Here is a 19,215-nt window from a genome sequence, read left to right as displayed (position 1 = left end):
GCCCACCTCCCAGGTTTACGAAGCTTAAGGGGATTCCCTTTTGTCACCAGGTGTGTAAAAGTGCAGCTCCAACACGCACGCGATGTTGACCACCGGGCAGTTGAACCGGATTTCGGCAACTTCGCGAAGGGGAGTTGCACGTGAACTTCGTCGGAATCGACCACCTCGAGATGTATGTGGGCAACGTGGAAGAGGCGGCGAAGCCGTTTTGTACGGGTCTTGGCTTCCGGGTAACGGGCCGGGCGGGTCCCGAGACGGGGCAGCAGGGCAGCCGCAGCCTCCTGCTCCAGCAGGGCCACATCCGGCTGGTGCTCACCCAGGCCCTGGAGACCGAGCACGAGGCCGCCGACTACGTCGAGACTCACGGGGACGGAATCAAGGACGTGGCGCTGCGCGTCACGGATGCAACGGCGGCTTTCCACGACGCGCTGCGGCGCGGTGGGCAGCCCGTGCGTGAGCCCCGTGTGTACGTGGGCCCCCATGGACGCCTGGTGCGGGCCACCGTGGCCTCGCCGGTGGGCGACGTGGTGCACTCCTTCATCCAGCGCGATGCCCCCGAGTCCGACTTCTGGCCCGGCCGCTTCCAGTCCGTGGTGTCCGGCGCTTCGGAGAACAAGCTGCTGGCGACGCTGGACCACGTGGCCCTGTGCCTGATGCCGGGCACGCTCCAGGCCACCGTGGACGCTTACAGCCGGCTGCTGGGGCTGCACCAGTGCCACGAGGAGAACGTGGAGACGCAGTACGGCGGCATGAACTCCAAGGTGGTGCAGGACGCCACTGGCCGCGTGTGCTTCCCCATGATGGTGCCCATGCCCGGCAAGCTGCCGGGGCAGATTGATCGCTTCCTGAGCAACCACCGCGGGCCGGGCGTGCAGCACCTGGCCTTCCTGTGCGACGACATCCTGGAGTCGGCGCAGGGGCTGCGCGAGCGCCAGTTCCCGCTGCTGGACAGCCCGGCCGGTTACTACGAGGCGATGACGGCGCGGGTGGGCCAGCTGGAGGAAGACATCGAGGTGCTGCGCGCGGGCAACGTGCTGGTGGACCGCGAGGGTGAGGGCTACCTGCTGCAGGTGTTCACGCGCTCGGTGCACGAGCGGCGCACGCTCTTCTTCGAGGTCATCCAGCGCAAGCAGGCGCGGGGCTTCGGCGCGGCCAACGTCCGCGCGCTCTACCAGTCGGTGGAGCAGGAGATGATGCGCAAGGAGAAGGAGGCCGCCCGCGCGGCACTCCTGCGCACTGGCTCCTGAGTCCGGAGGGGTTCACAACCCGTAGAGGTGGTGCTCGCGGGCGTAGTCGAGCACCACGCGTGGCACCAGGTCCGAGGGCAGCTCGCCTCGGGCCAGCCGCTCACGGATATCGGTGGAGGACACGACGGCCAACGGCGGCCCCACGGTGCCATCGGCCGGGTAGCCCGCGCGGTTGAGCACCACCACGCGCGCCATCCGCTGGATGCGGTCGAAGTCCTTCCAGTTCGGCAGATCCCTGATGATGTCCGAGCCGATGATCAGCGCGAAGCGGTGCTCCGGGTAGCGCGCCTGGAGGAACTCCAGCGTGTCCACCGTGCGCCCGTCCTTGCCTACCTCGCTCTCCACCCGCGAGGTCTTCAGCCAACCCGCGGCGTCCTGACACATCCGCTCGCACATGCGCGCGCGGTCCTCGAAGGGCGCCGTCGACTTGCGGAAGGGATGGACGAACGTGGGCATGAACCAGACCTCGTCCACGCCCTGGGTGGCGCGCACGTAGTGGGCTGCCAGCAGGTGGCCCACGTGTGGCGGGTTGAAGGAGCCTCCAAGGAGCGCAACCTGCAAAGGGGGCCTCACTTGACGGACAGCTTGGTGCGGCGATCCACCGCCAGCGTCTGGGGAGCCAGGACAACGTTCCCATCCAGCCGGAAGGCCGAGAAGCGCAGCTCCTTGTCCACGCGCTCCAGCAGGGCGCACGTCTGCTCCGCGGCCCCGGCCAGCCGACCCGGCGTGAGGAAGAAGCGCGGGCCAATCTGCACCAGCTTCGGCTCGGACTCCTTGCCGTGGATGAAGATCATCGCGTTGACCAGGTCGTCCCGGCTCAGATCGTTCTTGTCATAGGTGAGGCAGCACAGCGTGTCGCCCACCATGTCCAGCACCTTCCGGGGGATGCTGGGATCGCGGTACTGGATGGAGTCGCGCTCCGGAGTCCGCAGGAAGTGCTCGCGCACGAGCAGCGGATCCTCCTCGAGCTCCTTGAGGGCATCGTCCGGAATGGACAGCGAGCGCGGACGGGGCCTCTGCTCGGTGACGGCGAGCCATTTCGCCACGTCCTCGATGAAGTCCGCCCCCGAGTACTCGCGGCCTCCCCGGCTGCGCTCCCGCCGGTCGAGGATCCACTCGTCCAGATCGGAATAACGGCCACCGAGGAAGATGAAGCGCTGGGCGCCCTTGGCCCGCAACAGCTCGTAGGCCGCGTCGAAGGCGGCCAGGTCCCCATGGCTGTCGGACAAGATCCCGATGACGTCTTGGCTCACGATCCTCGAGCGTACAGCAGGTGACGCTCCCTCCGCTTGGCGAAGTCCCGGGCCTGGGTGTCGAAGCCCTCCATCAGACGATCCAGCGACCAGCCGGCCTCGATGCCCCGGCGGACCTGGTCCGTGCCGCAGAGCAGGTCGAAGGCCGGCACGTCGTCCACGAACTCGTAGGCGTCCTCCCGCCAGGCGAACTTGCCGCCCTGGCCCAGCTCGTAGAGGGCCTGGAAGATGGCCAGACCCGTACGCAGCGGAAGGAAGGCGTTACGGTCGGTGACGTGGATGAAGGCCCCACTGCAGGACTCACCCTTGTACTTGTCAAAGGTAGGAGTGAAGCCAACTGCACGGAAGGCAACACCGGGGAGCTTCTCGCGCTCCAGGCGGGCAATCAGCGCGTCGGTGTCCACCCAGGGGGCGCCGAACTGCTCGAAGGGACGGCAGGTGCCGCGACCCTCGGAGACGTTGGTGCCCTCTCCCTGGCACATGCCCGGGTAGACGAGCGCCGTGTCCGGCGTGGGCATGTTGGGCGAGGGCGAGATGAAAGGCAGCCCGGTGTCGGACCAGAAGTCCTCGCGACGCCAGCCCTCCATGGGCACCACCGTCAGCTCGCAGCCGAAGCCCTGCTCGTCATTGAAGAGGCGGGCCAGCTCGCCGGCCGTCATGCCGTGCCGGTTGGGGAGGGAGTACAGGCCCACGAAGGAGCGATAGCGCTCGCCCACCAGGTTGCCCTCGATGGTGACGCCGTTGAGGGGGTTGGGCCGATCCAGCACGTAGAAAGGCACCTTCGCCTTGCCAGCGGCCTTCATGGCCAGGGCCATGGTGTAGACGTACGTGTAGTAGCGGCTGCCCACGTCCTGGATGTCGAAGACGAGCGCGTCCAGGCCCTGCAACCACTCGAGGCGGGGCGAGAGCGACTCGAAGGTGGAGCCGTAGAGGCTGTGCACGGGGACGCCGGTGCGCCGGTCGCGTGCCGCATCCACGGCCACCATGTACTGGGCCTCGCCACGGATGCCGTGCTCGGGGCCGAAGAGGGCCGCCAACTTCACTCCGGGCGCCTGGGCCAGCAGATCCGCCAGGTGGCGGAAGCGCGAGTCCACACTGGTGGGATTGACGATGGCCCCCACCTTCTTGCCCTTCAGGGGCGCGAAGCCCTGCTCCACCCAGACATCCAGTCCCGTCTTCACCCTTCTCATGTCATCCCCCAAAACATTCAGTGTCCGAGCCGATCCAGGGCCTTCTTCGCCGCCTTGCGCGAGTCGCAACCGAAGAACAGCGCGCCCGGCTCCTCGCCAGGGCCCCCGTCCTCGGCCAGATCCTCCAGCTCGCCGCGCGCGGAGGCCACCTTCAGGTCGCCCAGCTCCTCCGCGGCGGTGACGCGCACGCGGCAGTCCGGATGCTCCAACAACTCGATGAGCCGGTCCTTCGAGTCACCATGGCCGGCCTTCACTCCGCTCCGGTAGTGGCCCACTGCCTGATTGGGCGCCTCCAGCGCCTCGGCGAGCTGCCCGTGGAGCCAGGCCTTCTCCCCCGGGGCCTTCTCCGCGTCGATGAGCTTGCGCGCCTCCACCGCCAGCTTGAGCTTCTCCTCTTTGGAGGAGGCGTCGGCCACATCATCGATGGCGTTCTCCGCGGCACTGTCCCGCAGCACAAAGCCCATGCCGAGTACCAGCGCCAGCACGCCACCGCCCACCATCAGCTTGCGCGAGGCGAGCGGGAAGCGCGGGGCGGCCTTCACCGACTGGATGATCGTGCGGGTGCGCTCCACGAGCTGCCCGCCGACGGAGGCCGCGCGGGAGCCCAGGGCGGCCGCGGTGGCAGCGAAGTCCGGACCCTGCGCAAGCGACGAGCCGGAGAAGCGCGAGAGGGCCAGGTTGCCGAAGGGCGGCTGCTCGTTGGAGACCGGCGACTCGGCCCCGGGCGACACGTGCACCACCGAGGGCACCTCCACGCGGTAGGGCGCGCGAGGCACGCGGAAGACGCGGATCTTCCCAGGGATGCCCTTGAGCTCGAAGGCACCCACCTCATGAGAGGGCACCTCCGCCTTGTTCATGGCCAGGTAGACGGCCTCGGTGAAGTAGACCTCTCCGGCCTCGGCAATGGACTCCACGCGCGAGGCGATGTTGACGGGCTCGCCGAAGACGTCGTTGGACTCCACCCGCACCTCGCCCACGTTGATGGCCACGCGCACGTCGAGCCGCTCGGCCTCCTGGGCGGAGCGGTTGTACTGCCAGAGCCGATCCTGGATGGCCATGCCACTGAGCACGGCCTGGGTAGGCGACTCGAAGGTGACGAGGAAGGCATCCCCAATGGACTTGATGATGCGTCCGCCGAAGGCCTTGAAGATCGGCGTGAGGAGATCGTGGTGCACCTTGAGAAGGCGCTGATTCTCCTCGAGGGTCTGCCGGCTCGTACGCTCGGTAAAGCCCTGGATGTCGGTGAAAGCGATGGCGAGGTTGGCGGTCTTCAAGGCGGGCGCAGTGTATGCAGCGACGCTTCTGGCGCAATCGAAGAGGGAAGGAAAGGTTCCCTACCGGCGCGACGGGCGCAGAGGACGCATCCTCTTGGGGGGAGCGGGCGGCTCCAGGCTCGCCCGCAGCTTCGCCGCCTGCTTTGCCCGGCCCGTGCGCTCGTAGAGGTCAGCCAGTCGACGAATGACCAGGGCGTTGGCTGGCTGCTCGCTCTGGAGGCGGAGCAGCTCCTTCTCGGCATCCTCCACCCTGCCCTGCTCCTCGAGCACCCGGACGAGCTGGAGGCGCACCTGCACCCACTCTGGGCGGGCGCGGGCGAGGAAGCGGTAGTGGAGCTCGGCCTTGAGCCAGTCGCCCAGGGAAGCCCAGAGGCCGGCGAGCCGGAAGCGGGCATCCTCGTAGGACGAACGATAGAAAACGGCCAATTCATAGGAGCGGGCCGCGCGCAGGGGCTGACCGCGCTCCTCCCACAACAATCCGCGCAGGAAATGGACCCGGGGGTTATCAGGAGCCACGGCGGCGGCCACGTCGAGATGGGTCTCGGCCTGGTCCAGGTTGCCGCCCAGCTTTATCAACAGCCGAGCCGCCTCCAACCGGGGGAGAGCCTCTGCGGGCCAGACGCGGACCACGGCCTGGACGGACTCCAGGGCCCCAGCGCTGTCACCCGAAGCCTCCCGGGCCAAAGCCGCTGTCAGGTCCCCGGGAGCCGATGCGTCCATGGCCGCCGCGAGCGTGCCCGCCACCACTAGCCAGAGCATGGCGGGCAGATAGCAGAGCGGAACTGGCTTTCAAAACCCTACCTTCTTCTTGACGGGCGCCCCGGCGGCGCATGAAACCCATGACCGTGCAGATTGCTCAGAGAACGCTCGAAGACCTTGGATTCGCGGATGTGCTCCGCGCATTGGCCCATCGCTGCCGCACCGAACCCGGAAGGGAGCGAGCGCTCGCCCGGCCGTTCCTCGACACCGAGGAGCAGGTGGCGGAGTCCCTCGAGCTGATCACCGAGGCCCGGCGGCTGGCCCAGGAGCAGTTCTCCCTGCCCCTCGGTGGGGTGACGGATCTGCGCGGAGCGCTGGAGCTGGCCTCGAAGGGCGGCCTGCTGGAGCCCCGGCAGCTCATCGCGTCGGCGCAGCTGCTGTTCGCCTTCGTGCGCACGCGTGAGGCGCTGGAGGAGCGGCAGCACGTGGTGCCCCGGCTGGCGGCCATCTCCCGGCGGCTGCCGATGCTGGAGCAGCTGGCGGTGCGCATCGACCGGAGCTTCGAGGCGGACGGGGAGATCTCCGACCGGGCGAGTCCGGAGCTGCGCGAGGCGAGAGACAGGGTGCGCGGGCTGCACCGGCGCATCAAGGGCTGGCTGGAGGAGAAGCTCCACGACGAGAGCTTCCTGCCGAAGCTGCGGGAGAACTACTACACCATCCGCAATGGGCGGTACGTGGTGCCGGTGGTGTCCAACTACCGGGGTGAGGTGCCGGGCATCGTCCACAACGCGAGCCAGACGGGGCAGACGCTGTTCGTGGAGCCCGAGGGGCTGGTGGGGATGGGCAACGACCTGGCCATTGCCCAGTCGGTGGTGACGGAGGAGGAGCGGCGGATCCTCCAGGAGCTGACGAACCTGCTCGGGCGCGAGTCAGCGAAGGTGCTCGAGGGAATCGCGGCGGTGGCGGAGCTGGACGAGGTGGAGGCGGCGGCGGTGCTGGCGGGAGACCTGAGGGCGCACGCGCCCGAGTTCTCCGGGGTGAACGAGCTGATGCTGTTGCGGCTGCGGCACCCAAGGCTGGTGCTGAGGGACACCGAGGTGGTGCCCAACGACGTGGAGATGAAGGGCGAGGCGCGGGCGATGGTGGTGTCGGGTCCGAACGCGGGCGGCAAGACGGTGACGCTGACGGCGGTGGGCCTGTGCGCGCTGATGCTGCGAGCGGGCCTGCCGATTCCGGCGGGCGAGGGCTCGCGGATGCCGCTCTACCGCACGGTGCACTCGACGGTGGGTGACGCGCAGGACCTGTCGCAGGGCTTGTCCACGTTCAGTGCGCACGTGGTGATGCTGCGAGACATCTCCCTGACGGTGGGGAAGAACTCGCTGGTGCTCATCGACGAGATCGCGGCGGACACGGATCCCCGCGAGGGCGCGGCGATCGCCATCGCGGTGCTGGAGGAGCTGCTGACCAAGGGAGCGGTGGTGCTGGTGACCACGCACTTGGAGGAGCTGAAGGCGCTGGCACACCTGGATCCGCGCTTCCTGAACGCGCGGGTGGGCTTCGACGCGAAGAAGATGGCGCCCACGTACAAGCTGCAGCTGGGAGCGGCGGGAGCGTCGTCGGCCATCGAGGTGGCGTCGCGGATGGGGCTGCCGGAACACATCTGTACGCGAGCGCGCGATCTGGCGATGAACGCGGGAGGAGCGCTGGCGAAGGCGCTGGCGGCGGCGGAGGAGGATCGGCGCAAGCTGCAGGACGAGCTGGACCGGGCGAAGGCGGCGGCGGAGGAGGCCGAGCGGCTGCGGGCGCAACTGGAAGAGCAGAAGCAGCAGTTCGAGCGGGAGCGCAAGGCACGGCTGATGCGCTTCAACGAGGAAGTAGCGGCGGCGAGCGACCAGGCGGCGACGGAGGTGCAGGAGCTGCTGAAGGTGCTGAGGGCGCAGTCGAACGAGAAGGCAGCGGCCGAGGCGAGAGCGCAACTCCTGCAGCGGGCGGAGGATGCCAACCAGCGGGCGAAGGCGGCGAGGGCGGAGCTGTTCCAGGTGGAGGCCCCGGCGCCGGCGGATCTGCGGGTGGGGGCGTGGGTGCGGCACTCGGGATTGAACAAGGACGTGGAGATCCTGGAGCTGCACGGGGAGCAGGCGCTGGTGGCGGCGGGCATCATGAAGATGCGGGTGTCGGTGTCGGAGCTGTCGGGCTCTCGGGTGGCGAAGCCGAAGGAGGCGAAGTTCCCGGAGCGCAACAAGCAGGTGCAGCAGCTTCAGAGGGCGAAGGCGGCGGCACCGGAGGCGGTGGAGGCGACGAACTACCGCTGCGACGTGCGAGGCATGAGGGCCGAGGACGCGCTGGCGGAGCTGGAGTCCTTCCTGGACCGGGGGATGAGGAGCGGCGAGGAATCAGCGCTGATCATCCACGGGCACGGGACGGGAGCGCTGAGGCAGGCGATCCGGGACTACCTGGCGGCCTCGCCGTACATCCGCATGTTCCGACCGGGAGAGAACCACGAGGGCGGAGACGGAGTCACGGTGGTGGCCCTGAGGGCCTGAGCCCCAACAACCCCTCTCCCCCCGGGAGAGGGACGGGGGGAGGGTACCTGTCCCCCGGGTTGCCCCCGTGCCAACCCCCTCTCCCTCTGGGAGAGGGCTGGGGTGAGGGATAGAGGCCCGAGACCCCTGCCCTACCGCTTCTTCGCCCGCGAGCCGCGAGCCGCGAGCCGTAGTGGAGGACTTCGCCCTACCCTTGGCAATAGAACATCGCGTGGACGCCTTTGATCATGAGGTAGCCCCGTGGTGGGTAGGTGGAAACAGCGAAGGCACGATCAGTTTCTCCAAGGCGCGCACCAGGCCTCAATCAAGAGTATCCGTGCCCGTGTCGAGCGGCAGCGCGAGGATGGCGGTGGCGCCTTTGCCGGGCCCATCGCTCTCCAGGCTGAGACTGCCTCCGAACGTCTTGGCCGCCAGCGCGCTGGAGTGCAAACCCAGCCCATGGCCGCCCTCGCGCGTGGTGAAGCCCTGGACGAAGATCCGCTCGAGATTCTCGGGAGCAATCCCAACACCGTTGTCCACCACCTGGATGCGAGCTGTGCGGCCCACGGCCTCGAGCCGCACAAGCACATGCCGCTGCCCTTCCGGCATGGGCTTCACGGCCTTCTTGGCATTGCTGATGAGGTTGATGAGGATCTGCAGCACCTTGTGTTTATCCAGGCGCACAGGCGGGAGCGCGGCGAGCTCTTGGATGACGGTGACGCCATGGCGCCGGAGCGCGGGCATGAGGATGCCCAAGGCATCCTGAACGAGCCCCGAGAGCTCACACTCCTCGGTGATGAGGGTGTTGTTGGCGTAGTTCTGTTGGATCTGAACGATGGCGCGGATGTGGTCGATGTGCATGCCCATCGCATCCATGCCTTCGCGCAGCGTCGCCTGCTCGCACAGCAGCTCATCGGAGAGCACGCCGAGATAATCCAGCAACTGGGTACCGCGCGGATCCCGAGTGAGGAAGTCCGCCAGCGAGTCCCGGTGTTCCGCGAGCAGCGTGGTGGACTGCTTCAACCGCCCCACGCGCGAAGAGTTCACCGTCTGGCGCAGAACCTGGTGGTTGATGACAGCACTGGTGAGGACGTTACCCACGTTGTGGAGGACGTTGGCGGCCACCTCGGCCATGCCCGCGGAGCGAGCCGTATCCACCAGCCGAGCCTGGGCCTGCTTGAGCTCCCGCGTGCGCTCCTCCACCCGCTTCTCGAGCTCATCGTTGGCGCAACACAGGGCGATCTTCGCGCGCTTGACGTCGGCGTACAGCCGCGCGTTCTCCACGGAGATGGCGGCCTGCGAGGCGAGGTGGCCAAGGAGGGAGAGACGGGCCGGAGTGAAGGCATCGGGGGCGGCGTCGTTCTCCAGGTACAGCACCCCGCGGAACTCCTCCTGACGCAACAACGGCAGGCAGAGCACGGACCGGGCGCGGCCATGCGCGAGCCAGGGATCGGCCGAGAACGGATGGGGTTGGGAGGCGTCGCCAATGAGCACGTGCTCCCGCGTCCGCTTGACGTAGGAGAGGAGGGACCAGGGCAGGTGCGTTCCGTCCGAGCAGGAGGTGGAGCTCTCGGGCGCGATGCCCGAGAGCGCCACGATCTGGAGCGAATCCCCCTGCGGCACCAGCAGGGCGCCGCGCTGGGCGCCGGCATTCTCAATGGCGACACTCAGCAGAGTGGTGGCCAGCCGCTCGAGAACGATCTCCCCGGAGATGGCCTGCTGGGCCTTCACCAGGGTGAGGGCATCGAGCTGAGTCGAGCCCGTGTCGGAGGCTTCGGAGCCTTCGGCGGACGCCAGGAGTGGCCACTCGGTGTCCAGGTGCTTGACCTTTCCGTGAGCGCCCCAGAGCACGTAGGCGTCCCGGGCCTTGCGGGCATAGGCCTCGGCGAGGGTAGGAACGTCGCGCTCCCGCCAGAAACGAGCGGCCAGCTCACAAACCAGGGCCGCGGTCTGGACGAAGCCGTGCTCGCGAGCGGACTGGAGAGCCCGCTCGTAGGCACGGAGGGCCTCCCCCTCCTGCCCTGTGAGACGGGCGAGCTCCGCCGAGACGAGCCGCTCGGGCGCGAGGAAAGTCGAAGGGCAGTGGTCCGCCCACTCCGCGAGCTGCCGCTGGTGCCCCCGGATGGCCTCGAGCGCCGCCCCCTGCTTCTCGGGCGGCATCCCCCCGTAGCAGGCGGCGAGGCTGAGCGCGCCGAAGAGGTGCAAGTCCAGGAGCGGGAGCTGGCCAATGGAGGCCCAGCTCAGCTCGGCGCCCTTGTTCACGGCCTCGAGCGCCTCCGAGTACGCGCCGCTCAGGAAGCGCGCCCGCGCCAGGGTGAGCCAGTACCAGCACACCGTGGTGCTCTGGTTGGAGGCCGCCCCAACCTCGAAGGACGCCTCGTCGAAACCCTCACCGTTCAGTGAGCCGAACGAAGGCGTGAGCCCGCGCAACTGCTGGACGTATGCCTGGGTGAAGAGGATGACGTCCCTCACGCCCAGGAAGCCCACCTTGCTCGCGAAATCCAGGCACGCAACCGACTCCTGGTAGACCTCCTCCAAGGGTTGACCCAGGGCAAGGCGGTTGGTGACACGATGGCTGCTGGCGAAGCACGCGCTCTGGATGTCACCGGACTGGAGTGCATGCTGAAAGGCCCCGCGACCCAGCTCCAACGCGACAGGGAGAGGCTGGGTCCAGCAGTTGACCAGCATCCGCGTGAGAAGCGCCTTGCCTCGCAGCTCGACCAGGTCGTAGCGCTCCACGAGCTCGCAGGCGAGCTCACACAGCGCCTGCCCCTCCCGGTACTTCTTGAAGGTGGTCCCCACCACCATCGCGTACCAGGAGTAGCCATGAACGGACGCGGGGGTGTGGCCGAGGGTCAAGCTGAGCGAGACCATGCGGCTGAGGTGGAGGATGAGGAGCTGGGGACTCGTGTAGTACGCCGGTGCGAACAGCGCGCTGAGGACGCTCATCAGCGCCTCCAGGTCCGGGGCGTCCACCATGGGGAGCTCGATGAAGCTCGAGATGGGACGCTCCCCCAACAGGGCCCAGACCTCCGCGTTGGCCTTCTCCACCTCCTCCCAGGTGGGGTGGAGCGGCATCGGCATGCCCATCCGTGCCAGGCACTCCAACAGGCAGACGGCGGCGGCCTGGACCTCGTTGGCCATGATGTACAGCTCACTCTTCAGCCGATGGACGGCCGCCAGCTCCGGGCGCGTACGTGCCCGTGGGAGGAGCTCCAGCACCAGGCGGCGGGCGTCAGCGATGTTGCCGCTCATGAACTCGCAGCGCGCCTGCTCCAGCCGGACCTTGAAGGCCAACTCGGAGTCCAGCCCCCAGGGGTCCTCGGAGAGGTGCTGAAAGGCCGCGGCGAAGTAGGCAGCGGCCGAGCGAAACGCAGTCGCGGTCCGAGCCCTCGCACCAGCGTCGGCGTTCAGACGCGCAGCGCGTCGACGATCCTCGGGCTCGCGGATCAGCTCCGCCCCAGCGTTGAGCTGGCTCACCACATCGAAGAGCTTCTCGTGCACCTGCTCCGCGGACAGGCTCGCCAGCAGCAACCGGCCAATGCGCAGGTGAATGGCCTTGCGCTCCTGTTCGGGGATGAGGACATGGGCCGCCTGCTGGATGCGGTCATGGAGGAAGCGGTACTGCTCCGGGCCGGCGCGCACCAGGAGTCCCTCCTGAAGCGCGGGCTCCAACCCCTGCTCCGCCGCGCCGGGCTCATAGTGCTCGGAGATGCGAGCCAGCATGGTCACGTCGAAGGTGTTGCCTACACAGGCCGCCAGGCGCAGCAGATGCTGAGTCTCCCGAGGAAGCTGGCGCAGCTTGCCCACCATGAACTCGACGACGTTGTCCGAGTAGCCCTTCTCCCGGACGCCTTCCGCATCCCAGCGCCACGTGCCCTGCGGCGTACGCACCAGCAGGCCGTCCTGGTGGAGCGTCCGCATGAACTGCAAGACGAAGAACGGGTTGCCCCCGGTCTTCTCCAGAACAAGCGCCGAGAGCGGCTGGATGAGCCCTTCGTCCGCTCCGGGTAGCGTATCGGCGACGAGCTGCTGAAGCTCCTCCATGCGAAGCGGCTCGAGCTGGAGCTCCGTGAGCTGAACACCTGCCTTACGAAGCTCCTCCAGCGAGTGCACCAGCGGGTGGGAGGGACTGACCTCGTTGTCGCGATAGGCCCCGATGAGCAGCACCGGTGGCGTCTCCGGATGGGTGAGCAGATGTTTGATGAGCTGGAGACTGGCCCCATCCGCCCACTGCAGGTCATCCAGAAAGAGAACCAGCGGGTGCTCTGAAGTAGCGAACACGCCAAGGAACTTGCGGAACACCCGGTTGAAGCGGTTCTGCGCCTCGACAGCGGGCAGCTCCAGCACCGCCGACTGCTTGCCGACGATGAGCTCGAGCTGGGGCACCACGTCTACCAGCAGCTGGCCCTCGCCCTCCCATGCCGCCTGGAGGCGCTCGCGCCACGCTGCCAGCTCCGCGTCGGTGCCCGAAAGCAACTGCTGCGTCAGTCCGCTGATGGCATGCGCCAGGGTGGCGTAGGGGATGTCCTGCTGGAACTGCTCGAACTTCCCGGTCAGGAAGAAGCTGCGCCGCCGCACCACCGGCTTGTGCAGCTCGTGCACCACCGAGGACTTGCCGATGCCAGAGTAGCCACGAACCAGGAGGAGCTCGGGCTGACCGCCCCGGGCCACCCGCTCGAAGCCCTGGAGCAAGGCCGCAGCATGAGGGGCACGCCCGTAGAGCCGCTGGGGGAGCTGGAAACGACTGGGGAAGTCATGCACCCCGAGCGGGAAGTCCTCGTGCGCACCCCGAAGAAGACCCTCCTGGCACCGCTCGAGGTCGGCCTTCAGGCCGTCGGCGCTCTGGTAGCGCTCCTCGGCGACCTTGGCCAACAGCTTCATCACGATGGCGGACAGGACGGGAGGCAGGCTCGGCACCCGCTCCAGCGGAGACGGGGGGACCAGGGCCAGATGAGCGTGGAACCACTCGAGCGCATCGCGCCCGTGGAAGGGACGGCTGCCCGTGAGCAACTCGTAGAGCATGACGCCCAGTGAGTAGAAGTCGGTGCGGTAATCCACCGGGCGATTCATCCGCCCGGTCTGCTCGGGGGACATATAGGCCAGGGTGCCTTCGAGCAGAGAGGCAGGGGCCGCGTCCACGTGCTCGACGAGGTGCAGGGAGGCCGTACCAAAGTCGAGGAGGCACGCCTCGCCCGTGGGCGTGAGGATGACGTTCGAGGGCTTGATGTCCTTATGGACGACGCCGCGGCGGTGCAGCTCCGCCAGGGTCGAGGCCAGGGAGATGGAGAGCTTCAGGACGCGGGCGGGCTCGAGCGGCGCACCGGTGAGCTCGGACAGGGGGGTGCCCTCCATCTCCTCCAGGAGAAGCACGGGGCGCTCGTGGACCCGCTCACACGCGTGGGGTCGGGTGACGCCCCCCACATCGCGGAGCCGCTGGAGGATGGCGAACTCTCGGTGGTAGCGCTCGCGCTCGCGAGGTCCCGGAGAGGAAGCCATGGGTGTCTTGAGGATGAGGGGCAAGCCGTCCGCGTCCCGCACCGCATGGAACAGCAGATTCGCCCCGGTGGCCTTGATCGCCCCTCGAAGTGTGTAGCCTCGAATGTGCAACATGCGTGGAAGAGCCCCCCCCGGGACCGGCCCCGAGAATCTGCTCGCGGTGGCGTGTCGCAAGGATACAGAACAGGGGCAGGGCGGAGGAACACCTCCCCCCTGGACAAGCGGGTAGCTGACACCGCGAGTGCCAGCGCAAGCGGTCCACGACACGCGAGGGCTGGGGCGGATCGTCCCCAGCCCCCCTGCTCTACCGCTTCTTCGCCTTGCGGGAGGAAGTGGCCTTCTTCGCGCCGCCCTTCGCCTTGGCCCCACCCGCGGGGCGGGCCTTCGACGCACCATGCGCCTTCGCGGCCGAGGCCTGCTTCTTCGTGGCAGGAGCCTTCTTCGCAGCCGGAGCCCGAGCCGGCTTCTTCGCGGCGGCCTTCTTCACGGCTGGCGCCTTCTTCGCAGCCGGAGCCTTCTTGGCGGCCGCGGCCTTCTTCACGGCTGGCGCCTTCTTCGCGGTCGCGGCCTTCTTCTTCGCCCCACCCGCCGCGGCCTTCTTCACGGCGGGAGGAGGAGCGGTCTTCTTCCGAGCCCCGGCGGCAGCCCGCTTCGCAGCCGCGGGCTTCTCCTCGGCGGCTTTCCCGGTCTCCACAGGCGCTTCGCGCGCGTCCAGGGCAGCCAGGGCGCGGATGCGATCGAAGCCCGCCGGAGACTTCGGGGTGAACCGATCCACGATCTCCACGGACTCGGTCTGCCGCTCCACGGTGGGAGGCGCCACCGGCGCGGCCTCTTCCGGTGCTGCCGGAGCCTGAGCCGCGGCGGCCTCCTCGGCCTCCCGTTTCCGAAGCGCCTCCGCCTCTGCCATGGACATCTCGACCCGCTCGGGAGGACGGCCCCACCGCTCTTCCCGGGCCCGCTCGCGCGCGGCACGGGCTTCCTTCTTGCGCTCCTGCCGAGTCAGTTCCTTCTGTGCCTGCCGCTCCTCCCTGCCGACCTCCTGGATGGCCGACACGGCCCTGCCGGCGACCTCCAGGGCCTCGAACTCGATGCGCCGCAGGGCCAGGTTCACGTTGACGAGCCGCACCCGGGCCTTCTGCCCAACGCGCACGCGGAAGCCGCCCGGCAGCGTGAAGGAGTGCAGGTTCTTGTCGAAGCGGGTGCCAAGCCCGAGCGAGTCGGCGCGGACGAGCCCCTCGACATGCACCTCGTCGAGCTCCACGAAGAAGCCGAACTCGACGAGGCCGGCGACGGTGGCGACGAACTCCTCGCCCAGCCGGTCCTTCATCATCAGGGCCGCGTAGAAGGAGACGACCTCGCGCTCCACCTGCATGGCGGCGCGCTCGCGCTCGGAGCTCTGGGAGGCCATGTCCTCCAGCCGCTGCTCCTCGCGCTCGAGCTGGGCGGGAGCGCGCGCCTGTCCGCGCCGGGACCAGTGCGCCTTGAGGAGCCGGTGCACGAGCAGGTCCGGGTAGCGGCGGATGGGCGAGGTGAAGTGGAGGTAGTACTCGGCGGCCAGTCCGTAGTGGCCGATGTCGGAGGCCGTGTAGACGGCCTGCATCATCGAGCGCAGCAGGAGTTGGTTGAGGGCGCGCTCCTCGGGGTGACCCTGAAGCTGTGCCATGAAGGCATTGAGCTGCTTCGGGGTGATCTCCTCGGCCTGGAGACGGAAGCCATAGGCCTGGGCGAGCTGGGCGAAGACGGCCAGTTTCTCCTCATCGGGCTCACCGTGGTAGCGGTAGACGCTGGGCAGGCCCAGGTCGGCGAAGAACTTCGCCACCGCCTCGTTGGCGGCGAGCATGCACTCCTCGATGAGACGGTGGCTGTCCTTGCGCTCGCGGCGCTCCATGCGCGAGGGCATGCCGTCCTCGCCCATCACCACCTTGTGCTCGGGCAGGTTGAAGTCGATGGCGCCGCGCTCCTTGCGCATGCGCATCAACACCCGGGCCAGCTCCATGAGCCGCTCGAAGTGGGGCTTGAAGGCGTTGCGGTGGGGGACGTCCTTGCCGTCCAGCACATCCTGCACCTCGTTGTAGGTGCAGCGAGCCTGGCTGCGCATGACGCCCGGGTAGATCTCACTGGAGACGAGCCGTCCGCTCCTGTCGAGCACCATGTCGGCCACCATGCACAGCCGGTCCTCGTCGGGACGCAGCGAGCAGATGCCGTTGCTGAGCCGCTCGGGGAGCATGGGCAGCACGCGATCCGGCAGGTAGACGGACGTAGCGCGGCGCAGGGCCTCGGCATCCAGCGCGGTGCCCTCGCGCACGTAGTGCGTCACATCGGCGATGGCCACCACGAGCCGCCAACCCTCGGAGTGGGGCTCGACGTAGACGGCGTCGTCGAAGTCGCGGGCATCCTCGCCGTCGATGGTGACGAGCGGCAGCTGACGCAGGTCGCGGCGCTCCTCGCCCCGAGCCTCCTCCTCGCTCACCACCGGGCGGATGCGGTCCGCCTCGTCCATGACCTCGGGAGGGAACTCGTCGGAGAAGCCCTGCGAATAGGCGATGGAGAGCACCTCGTTGCTCGGGTCCCCGGGCTTGCCGATGGAACCGGCGACCTCGCCATAGAGGCCCTCACCCGGCTCCAGCAGCTCCGCGCCGATGCCGAGCCGCACCTTCACCACGTCCCCGTCTCGCGCCATCTGGGTGGGCGGGACGCGGATGTGGCCCTGCGTCTGGAGGTTCTTGTCGTAGGGGATGACCAGGGCCTCGCGCTTGCCGTGCGCCATGTAGGTGCCGACGGCGAGCTGCCGAGTGCGGCCGACCACCTGCAGCAGACGGCCCTCCATGCGTCCGGGACGGCCCCAGGCCTCCACGAGCACGCGGTCGTTGTCGAGCGCCCGCGCGGCCTCCTGCGGCGGAAGGAAGATGTTGTCCCCCTCCCCCGAGCTGGGGTGGACGAAGCCGTAGCCATCGCGGTGCACGTGGAGGATGCCCTCCACGGTGGAGGACTCCTGCCCCTCGCCCCGCTCACGCCCTCCCCAGCCACCGCGGCCTCGCGGCTCGAAACGCTCCTCGCGCTCGAAGCGCCCTCCCCGTCCCGGGCGACGCTCCTGCTCGGAACGGCCGCGCTGGTTGGGCCCGCCGCGCTCATCCCGAGCGAAGCGATTCCGGGGCTCGAAACGGCCCGCCTGCTCGATACGTCCGCCACCGGGCCGCTCCTGTCGGCCGTAGCCACCCTGGGGACCGGAACCCCGCTGCTCGGAACGACCGCGCTGGCCGGGCCCGCCACGCTCATCCCGGGCGAAGCGGTTCCGGGGCTCGAAACGGCCCGCCTGCTCCGACGGACCACGCGAGGGAGGTCCGCCGCGCTCGTCCCGGGCGAAGCGGTTCTGGGGCTCCATGCGACCCTCGCGCACGAAGCGGCCTCGCGGCTCGGGCCGCTCCTCCTTCGAGAAACGACCCCGGGGGGCAAAGCGCGCATCGGGCTCGGGGCGCGGTTCCTCGCGCGGACCACCGGGCCGCTGCTCGTCCCCGCGACCGCGCCTGCCACCGGGCCCCTGCTCCTCGCGCCCACGCCGGAGCTGAGGAGGGTACGCCCGGCCCTCTCCATCGCTCCCCGTCGAGGGTGGCCGCCCGGTCTGCAAGCGGAAGCGCTTGCCCTCTTTGAGAAGCTCGCCGCTGCGGACCATGTCGCGCAGGGTGCGCTTGAGCTGGGTCTGCTGCCCGGGATGCAGGTGGGTGAGCTTCAACAGCTCCTGGATGCCGAGCGGGTGCTTGGACTCCGCCAGGTGGCGCTTCACGTCGCGAGGAAGGTCGGTCACGAGAGGTCCCGAATCAGGGAGCCCAGCGGGCCCTGAAAAAAGTAAGCCCGGCAGGTCCCACTTGGGACCCCCGGGCGGAAGGATGAGGAGGCGTGGACTCGCGGTGTCAGATGGGCCCTCAGGGCTTGACGTTCACCGTGAGCTTGAACGACCGCTCCACCTGGCCAGGGTTGAAGGCCTTGGCGAGGAAGAACTCGACCTCGGAAGTACCGGGGTTGCGAGGGGTGAAGAAGAACTCGCGGGTGGCGGCGCCGTCCGAGGCGGGCTCGAAGTTGGCCTCCCGCAGGCCCACGCGCTTGGCCGCCGTGGGCTCGATGGCCCAGGTGAAACCCGCCTGCTCCGGGAGCCGCAAGGTGAAGGCGTGGTTGAGCTTCACGTCGATGTTGGCCGGCTGCTCGCCCTCCACATGGACGGACTCCAGACCCTCGCGGGAGATGGGCCGGGCCTCCGAGGGGCGCGGCTCCACGTTCTCCACGTCGATGCGGCCACCCCAGCCGGAGGACTTGTCCACCACGCCGGTGACGGCGAGGGTGTGGCCCAGGAACTTGCGCAGTCCCTTGGCGCCCTTGCCCTCGAGGATGTAGGAGACCTGCTGCCGGGTGCCGCCGTTGGACACCACCAGCACGAACTCGTCGCCCGTCATCTCCAGGTTGCCACGCAGCGCGGCAAAGCCCTTCATGCCCGCGCCCATACCGGCCGATACCACCTGGGATACCTCGCCGGGGGACAGGTAGCGCAGCCGGACCTCGGCCTCCACCGGCTCCGGCGTGGGCTCCTCCACCTCGGGCTTCTTGGCGGAGAACTTCCGCACGTCCACCGTGCCGCCGTAGTTGGTGGTCTTCTTGATGAGTCCGCTGACGGAGACCTTGTGGTCCATGTAGGCCGGCAGCACCTCTTGATCCGGCCCCTGGAGGATGAAGGTCAGCTCGCGCTTGTCGCGGCCCACCACCACCAGGTTGGGCAGCCCGTCGATCACCGTCAGGCGGCCCTTGAGGCTGCCCTCGCCCACCACGCCACGGCCCGTGCCGGCGGTGAGCAGCTGCTCCAGGTCGCGCTTGTTGAGCGGCTCGGCCATGGGCGGCAGCTTGGTGGCGCGGGGACGGGGCTTCTCGGCCGCCGGCGGCGCCACCGGAACCTCCCGGCCCTTGCCCTTGGGAGCGGGCTCCTTGGCCTTGGGCGCAGGGGCTTCCTTCCCCTTGGGGGCGGGAGCCGGAGGGGCCTCCTTCACCTTGGGCGCTGGCTCCTTCTCCTTGGCCTTGGGCGCGGCGACTTCCTTCACCTTGGCGGCCGTCTTCGCGGCAATCTTGGTAGCCGCCGTGGCGACCTCCTTCACCTTGGTGGCGGCCTTCGCGGCGGCATTCTTCGCGGCGGCGGGTGCAGCCTTCTTCTCCGCTGGAGCCTTCTCCTGCTTCGCGCTACCGGCGGCCTTCTTCGTCACCAACTTCGCGGCAGCCTTGGCCACGCTCTTGGAGGCGCTCTTGAGCACACCCGGCTTCGTCGACTTGACCTTCTTCGCAGCGGGAGTCGCCTTCTTGGCCCCGGACCTGGGCTTGGCCATCGACGCTGTCTCCTTGAATTCCCGTGTCTTTTCAACGGGTTGGCGCACCGGAATCTGCCCGGACGCGGGCCATGCGATCACCAGCGCTTGTAACGATGATCAGTGGGACTGTCAAACAAAGTCTTGAATTTCCTAGGGACTTTGATCCCAAAAACAGCCAGTCGCTACACG

General features: G+C 68.5%; 10 protein-coding genes. 2 read left to right on the top strand and 8 right to left on the bottom strand.

Annotation, left to right across the window (positions count from 1 at the left end):
- Window positions 1-140: 140 nt before the first annotated feature.
- Window positions 141-1,247 carry a 4-hydroxyphenylpyruvate dioxygenase gene (gene hppD, locus OV287_RS24245; protein ID WP_267536407.1) on the top strand — a complete coding sequence of 369 codons (1,107 nt, stop codon included), beginning with the start codon at window positions 141-143 and terminating at the stop codon, window positions 1,245-1,247.
- A 12-nt stretch (window positions 1,248-1,259) separates the two neighbouring features.
- Here hppD and nadD read toward each other — a convergent pair whose 3' ends face one another.
- Genes nadD through OV287_RS24220 form a run of 5 tightly spaced genes read right to left on the bottom strand, consistent with a single transcriptional unit; the run spans window position 1,260 to window position 5,723 of the window.
- Window positions 1,260-1,820 carry a nicotinate (nicotinamide) nucleotide adenylyltransferase gene (gene nadD, locus OV287_RS24240; RefSeq protein WP_267536406.1) on the bottom strand — a complete coding sequence of 187 codons (561 nt, stop codon included), beginning with the start codon at window positions 1,818-1,820 and terminating at the stop codon, window positions 1,260-1,262.
- Entirely contained in the window at window positions 1,817-2,476 is a 660-nt protein-coding gene (locus OV287_RS24235) for a hypothetical protein (protein WP_267536405.1), read from the bottom strand. Before OV287_RS24235 ends, nadD begins: the two co-directional genes overlap by 4 nt.
- Window positions 2,477-2,496: 20 nt before the next feature.
- Window positions 2,497-3,690, bottom strand: coding sequence for an exo-beta-N-acetylmuramidase NamZ family protein (locus OV287_RS24230; RefSeq protein WP_267536404.1), 1,194 nt, complete (start codon window positions 3,688-3,690; stop codon window positions 2,497-2,499).
- Between the two features lie 17 nt (window positions 3,691-3,707).
- Window positions 3,708-4,964 (bottom strand): adenylate/guanylate cyclase domain-containing protein, encoded by a 1,257-nt coding sequence (locus OV287_RS24225; RefSeq protein ID WP_267536403.1) that lies wholly within the window; start codon window positions 4,962-4,964, stop codon window positions 3,708-3,710.
- 60 nt (window positions 4,965-5,024) lie between these two features.
- The gene (locus tag OV287_RS24220; RefSeq protein WP_267536402.1) at window positions 5,025-5,723 is read right to left on the bottom strand and encodes a tetratricopeptide repeat protein; all 699 of its coding nucleotides are present in this window, start codon (window positions 5,721-5,723) and stop codon (window positions 5,025-5,027) included.
- An 80-nt stretch (window positions 5,724-5,803) separates the two neighbouring features.
- Here OV287_RS24220 and OV287_RS24215 point away from each other — a divergent pair, with 80 nt between their 5' ends.
- Window positions 5,804-8,206, top strand: a complete 2,403-nt coding sequence (locus OV287_RS24215) for an endonuclease MutS2 (RefSeq protein ID WP_267542408.1) — start codon at window positions 5,804-5,806, stop codon at window positions 8,204-8,206.
- A gap of 300 nt (window positions 8,207-8,506) precedes the next feature.
- On the opposite strand, the gene OV287_RS24210 is transcribed toward OV287_RS24215, so the two are convergent.
- The 3 genes from OV287_RS24210 to OV287_RS24200 form a co-directional block, all read right to left on the bottom strand.
- Entirely contained in the window at window positions 8,507-13,798 is a 5,292-nt protein-coding gene (locus tag OV287_RS24210) for a trifunctional serine/threonine-protein kinase/ATP-binding protein/sensor histidine kinase (RefSeq protein WP_267536401.1), read from the bottom strand.
- 190 nt (window positions 13,799-13,988) lie between these two features.
- Entirely contained in the window at window positions 13,989-17,486 is a 3,498-nt protein-coding gene (gene rnr, locus OV287_RS24205) for a ribonuclease R (protein ID WP_267536400.1), read from the bottom strand.
- 118 nt (window positions 17,487-17,604) lie between these two features.
- On the bottom strand, window positions 17,605-19,044 hold the full coding sequence (locus OV287_RS24200; protein ID WP_267536399.1) for a protease inhibitor I42 family protein: 1,440 nt from the start codon (window positions 19,042-19,044) through the stop codon (window positions 17,605-17,607).
- Between the last annotated feature and the right edge of the window lie 171 nt (window positions 19,045-19,215).

This window comes from Archangium lansingense, assembly GCF_026626635.1.
Lineage (GTDB): Bacteria > Myxococcota > Myxococcia > Myxococcales > Myxococcaceae > Archangium > Archangium lansingense.
The sequence above is the reverse complement of the archived record's forward strand: the minus strand, read 5'-3'. Positions and strand labels throughout refer to the sequence as shown.

Bases quoted from the DNA above. Each gene is read 5' to 3' on its own strand.
- OV287_RS24230 (WP_267536404.1), bottom strand. From the start codon at position 3,690: ATGAGAAGGGTGAAGACGGGACTGGATGTCTGGGTGGAGCAGGGCTTC.
- OV287_RS24215 (WP_267542408.1), top strand. From the start codon at position 5,804: ATGACCGTGCAGATTGCTCAGAGAACGCTCGAAGACCTTGGATTCGCG.
- OV287_RS24200 (WP_267536399.1), bottom strand. From the start codon at position 19,044: ATGGCCAAGCCCAGGTCCGGGGCCAAGAAGGCGACTCCCGCTGCGAAG.
- OV287_RS24220 (WP_267536402.1), bottom strand. From the start codon at position 5,723: ATGCTCTGGCTAGTGGTGGCGGGCACGCTCGCGGCGGCCATGGACGCA.
- OV287_RS24210 (WP_267536401.1), bottom strand. From the start codon at position 13,798: ATGTTGCACATTCGAGGCTACACACTTCGAGGGGCGATCAAGGCCACC.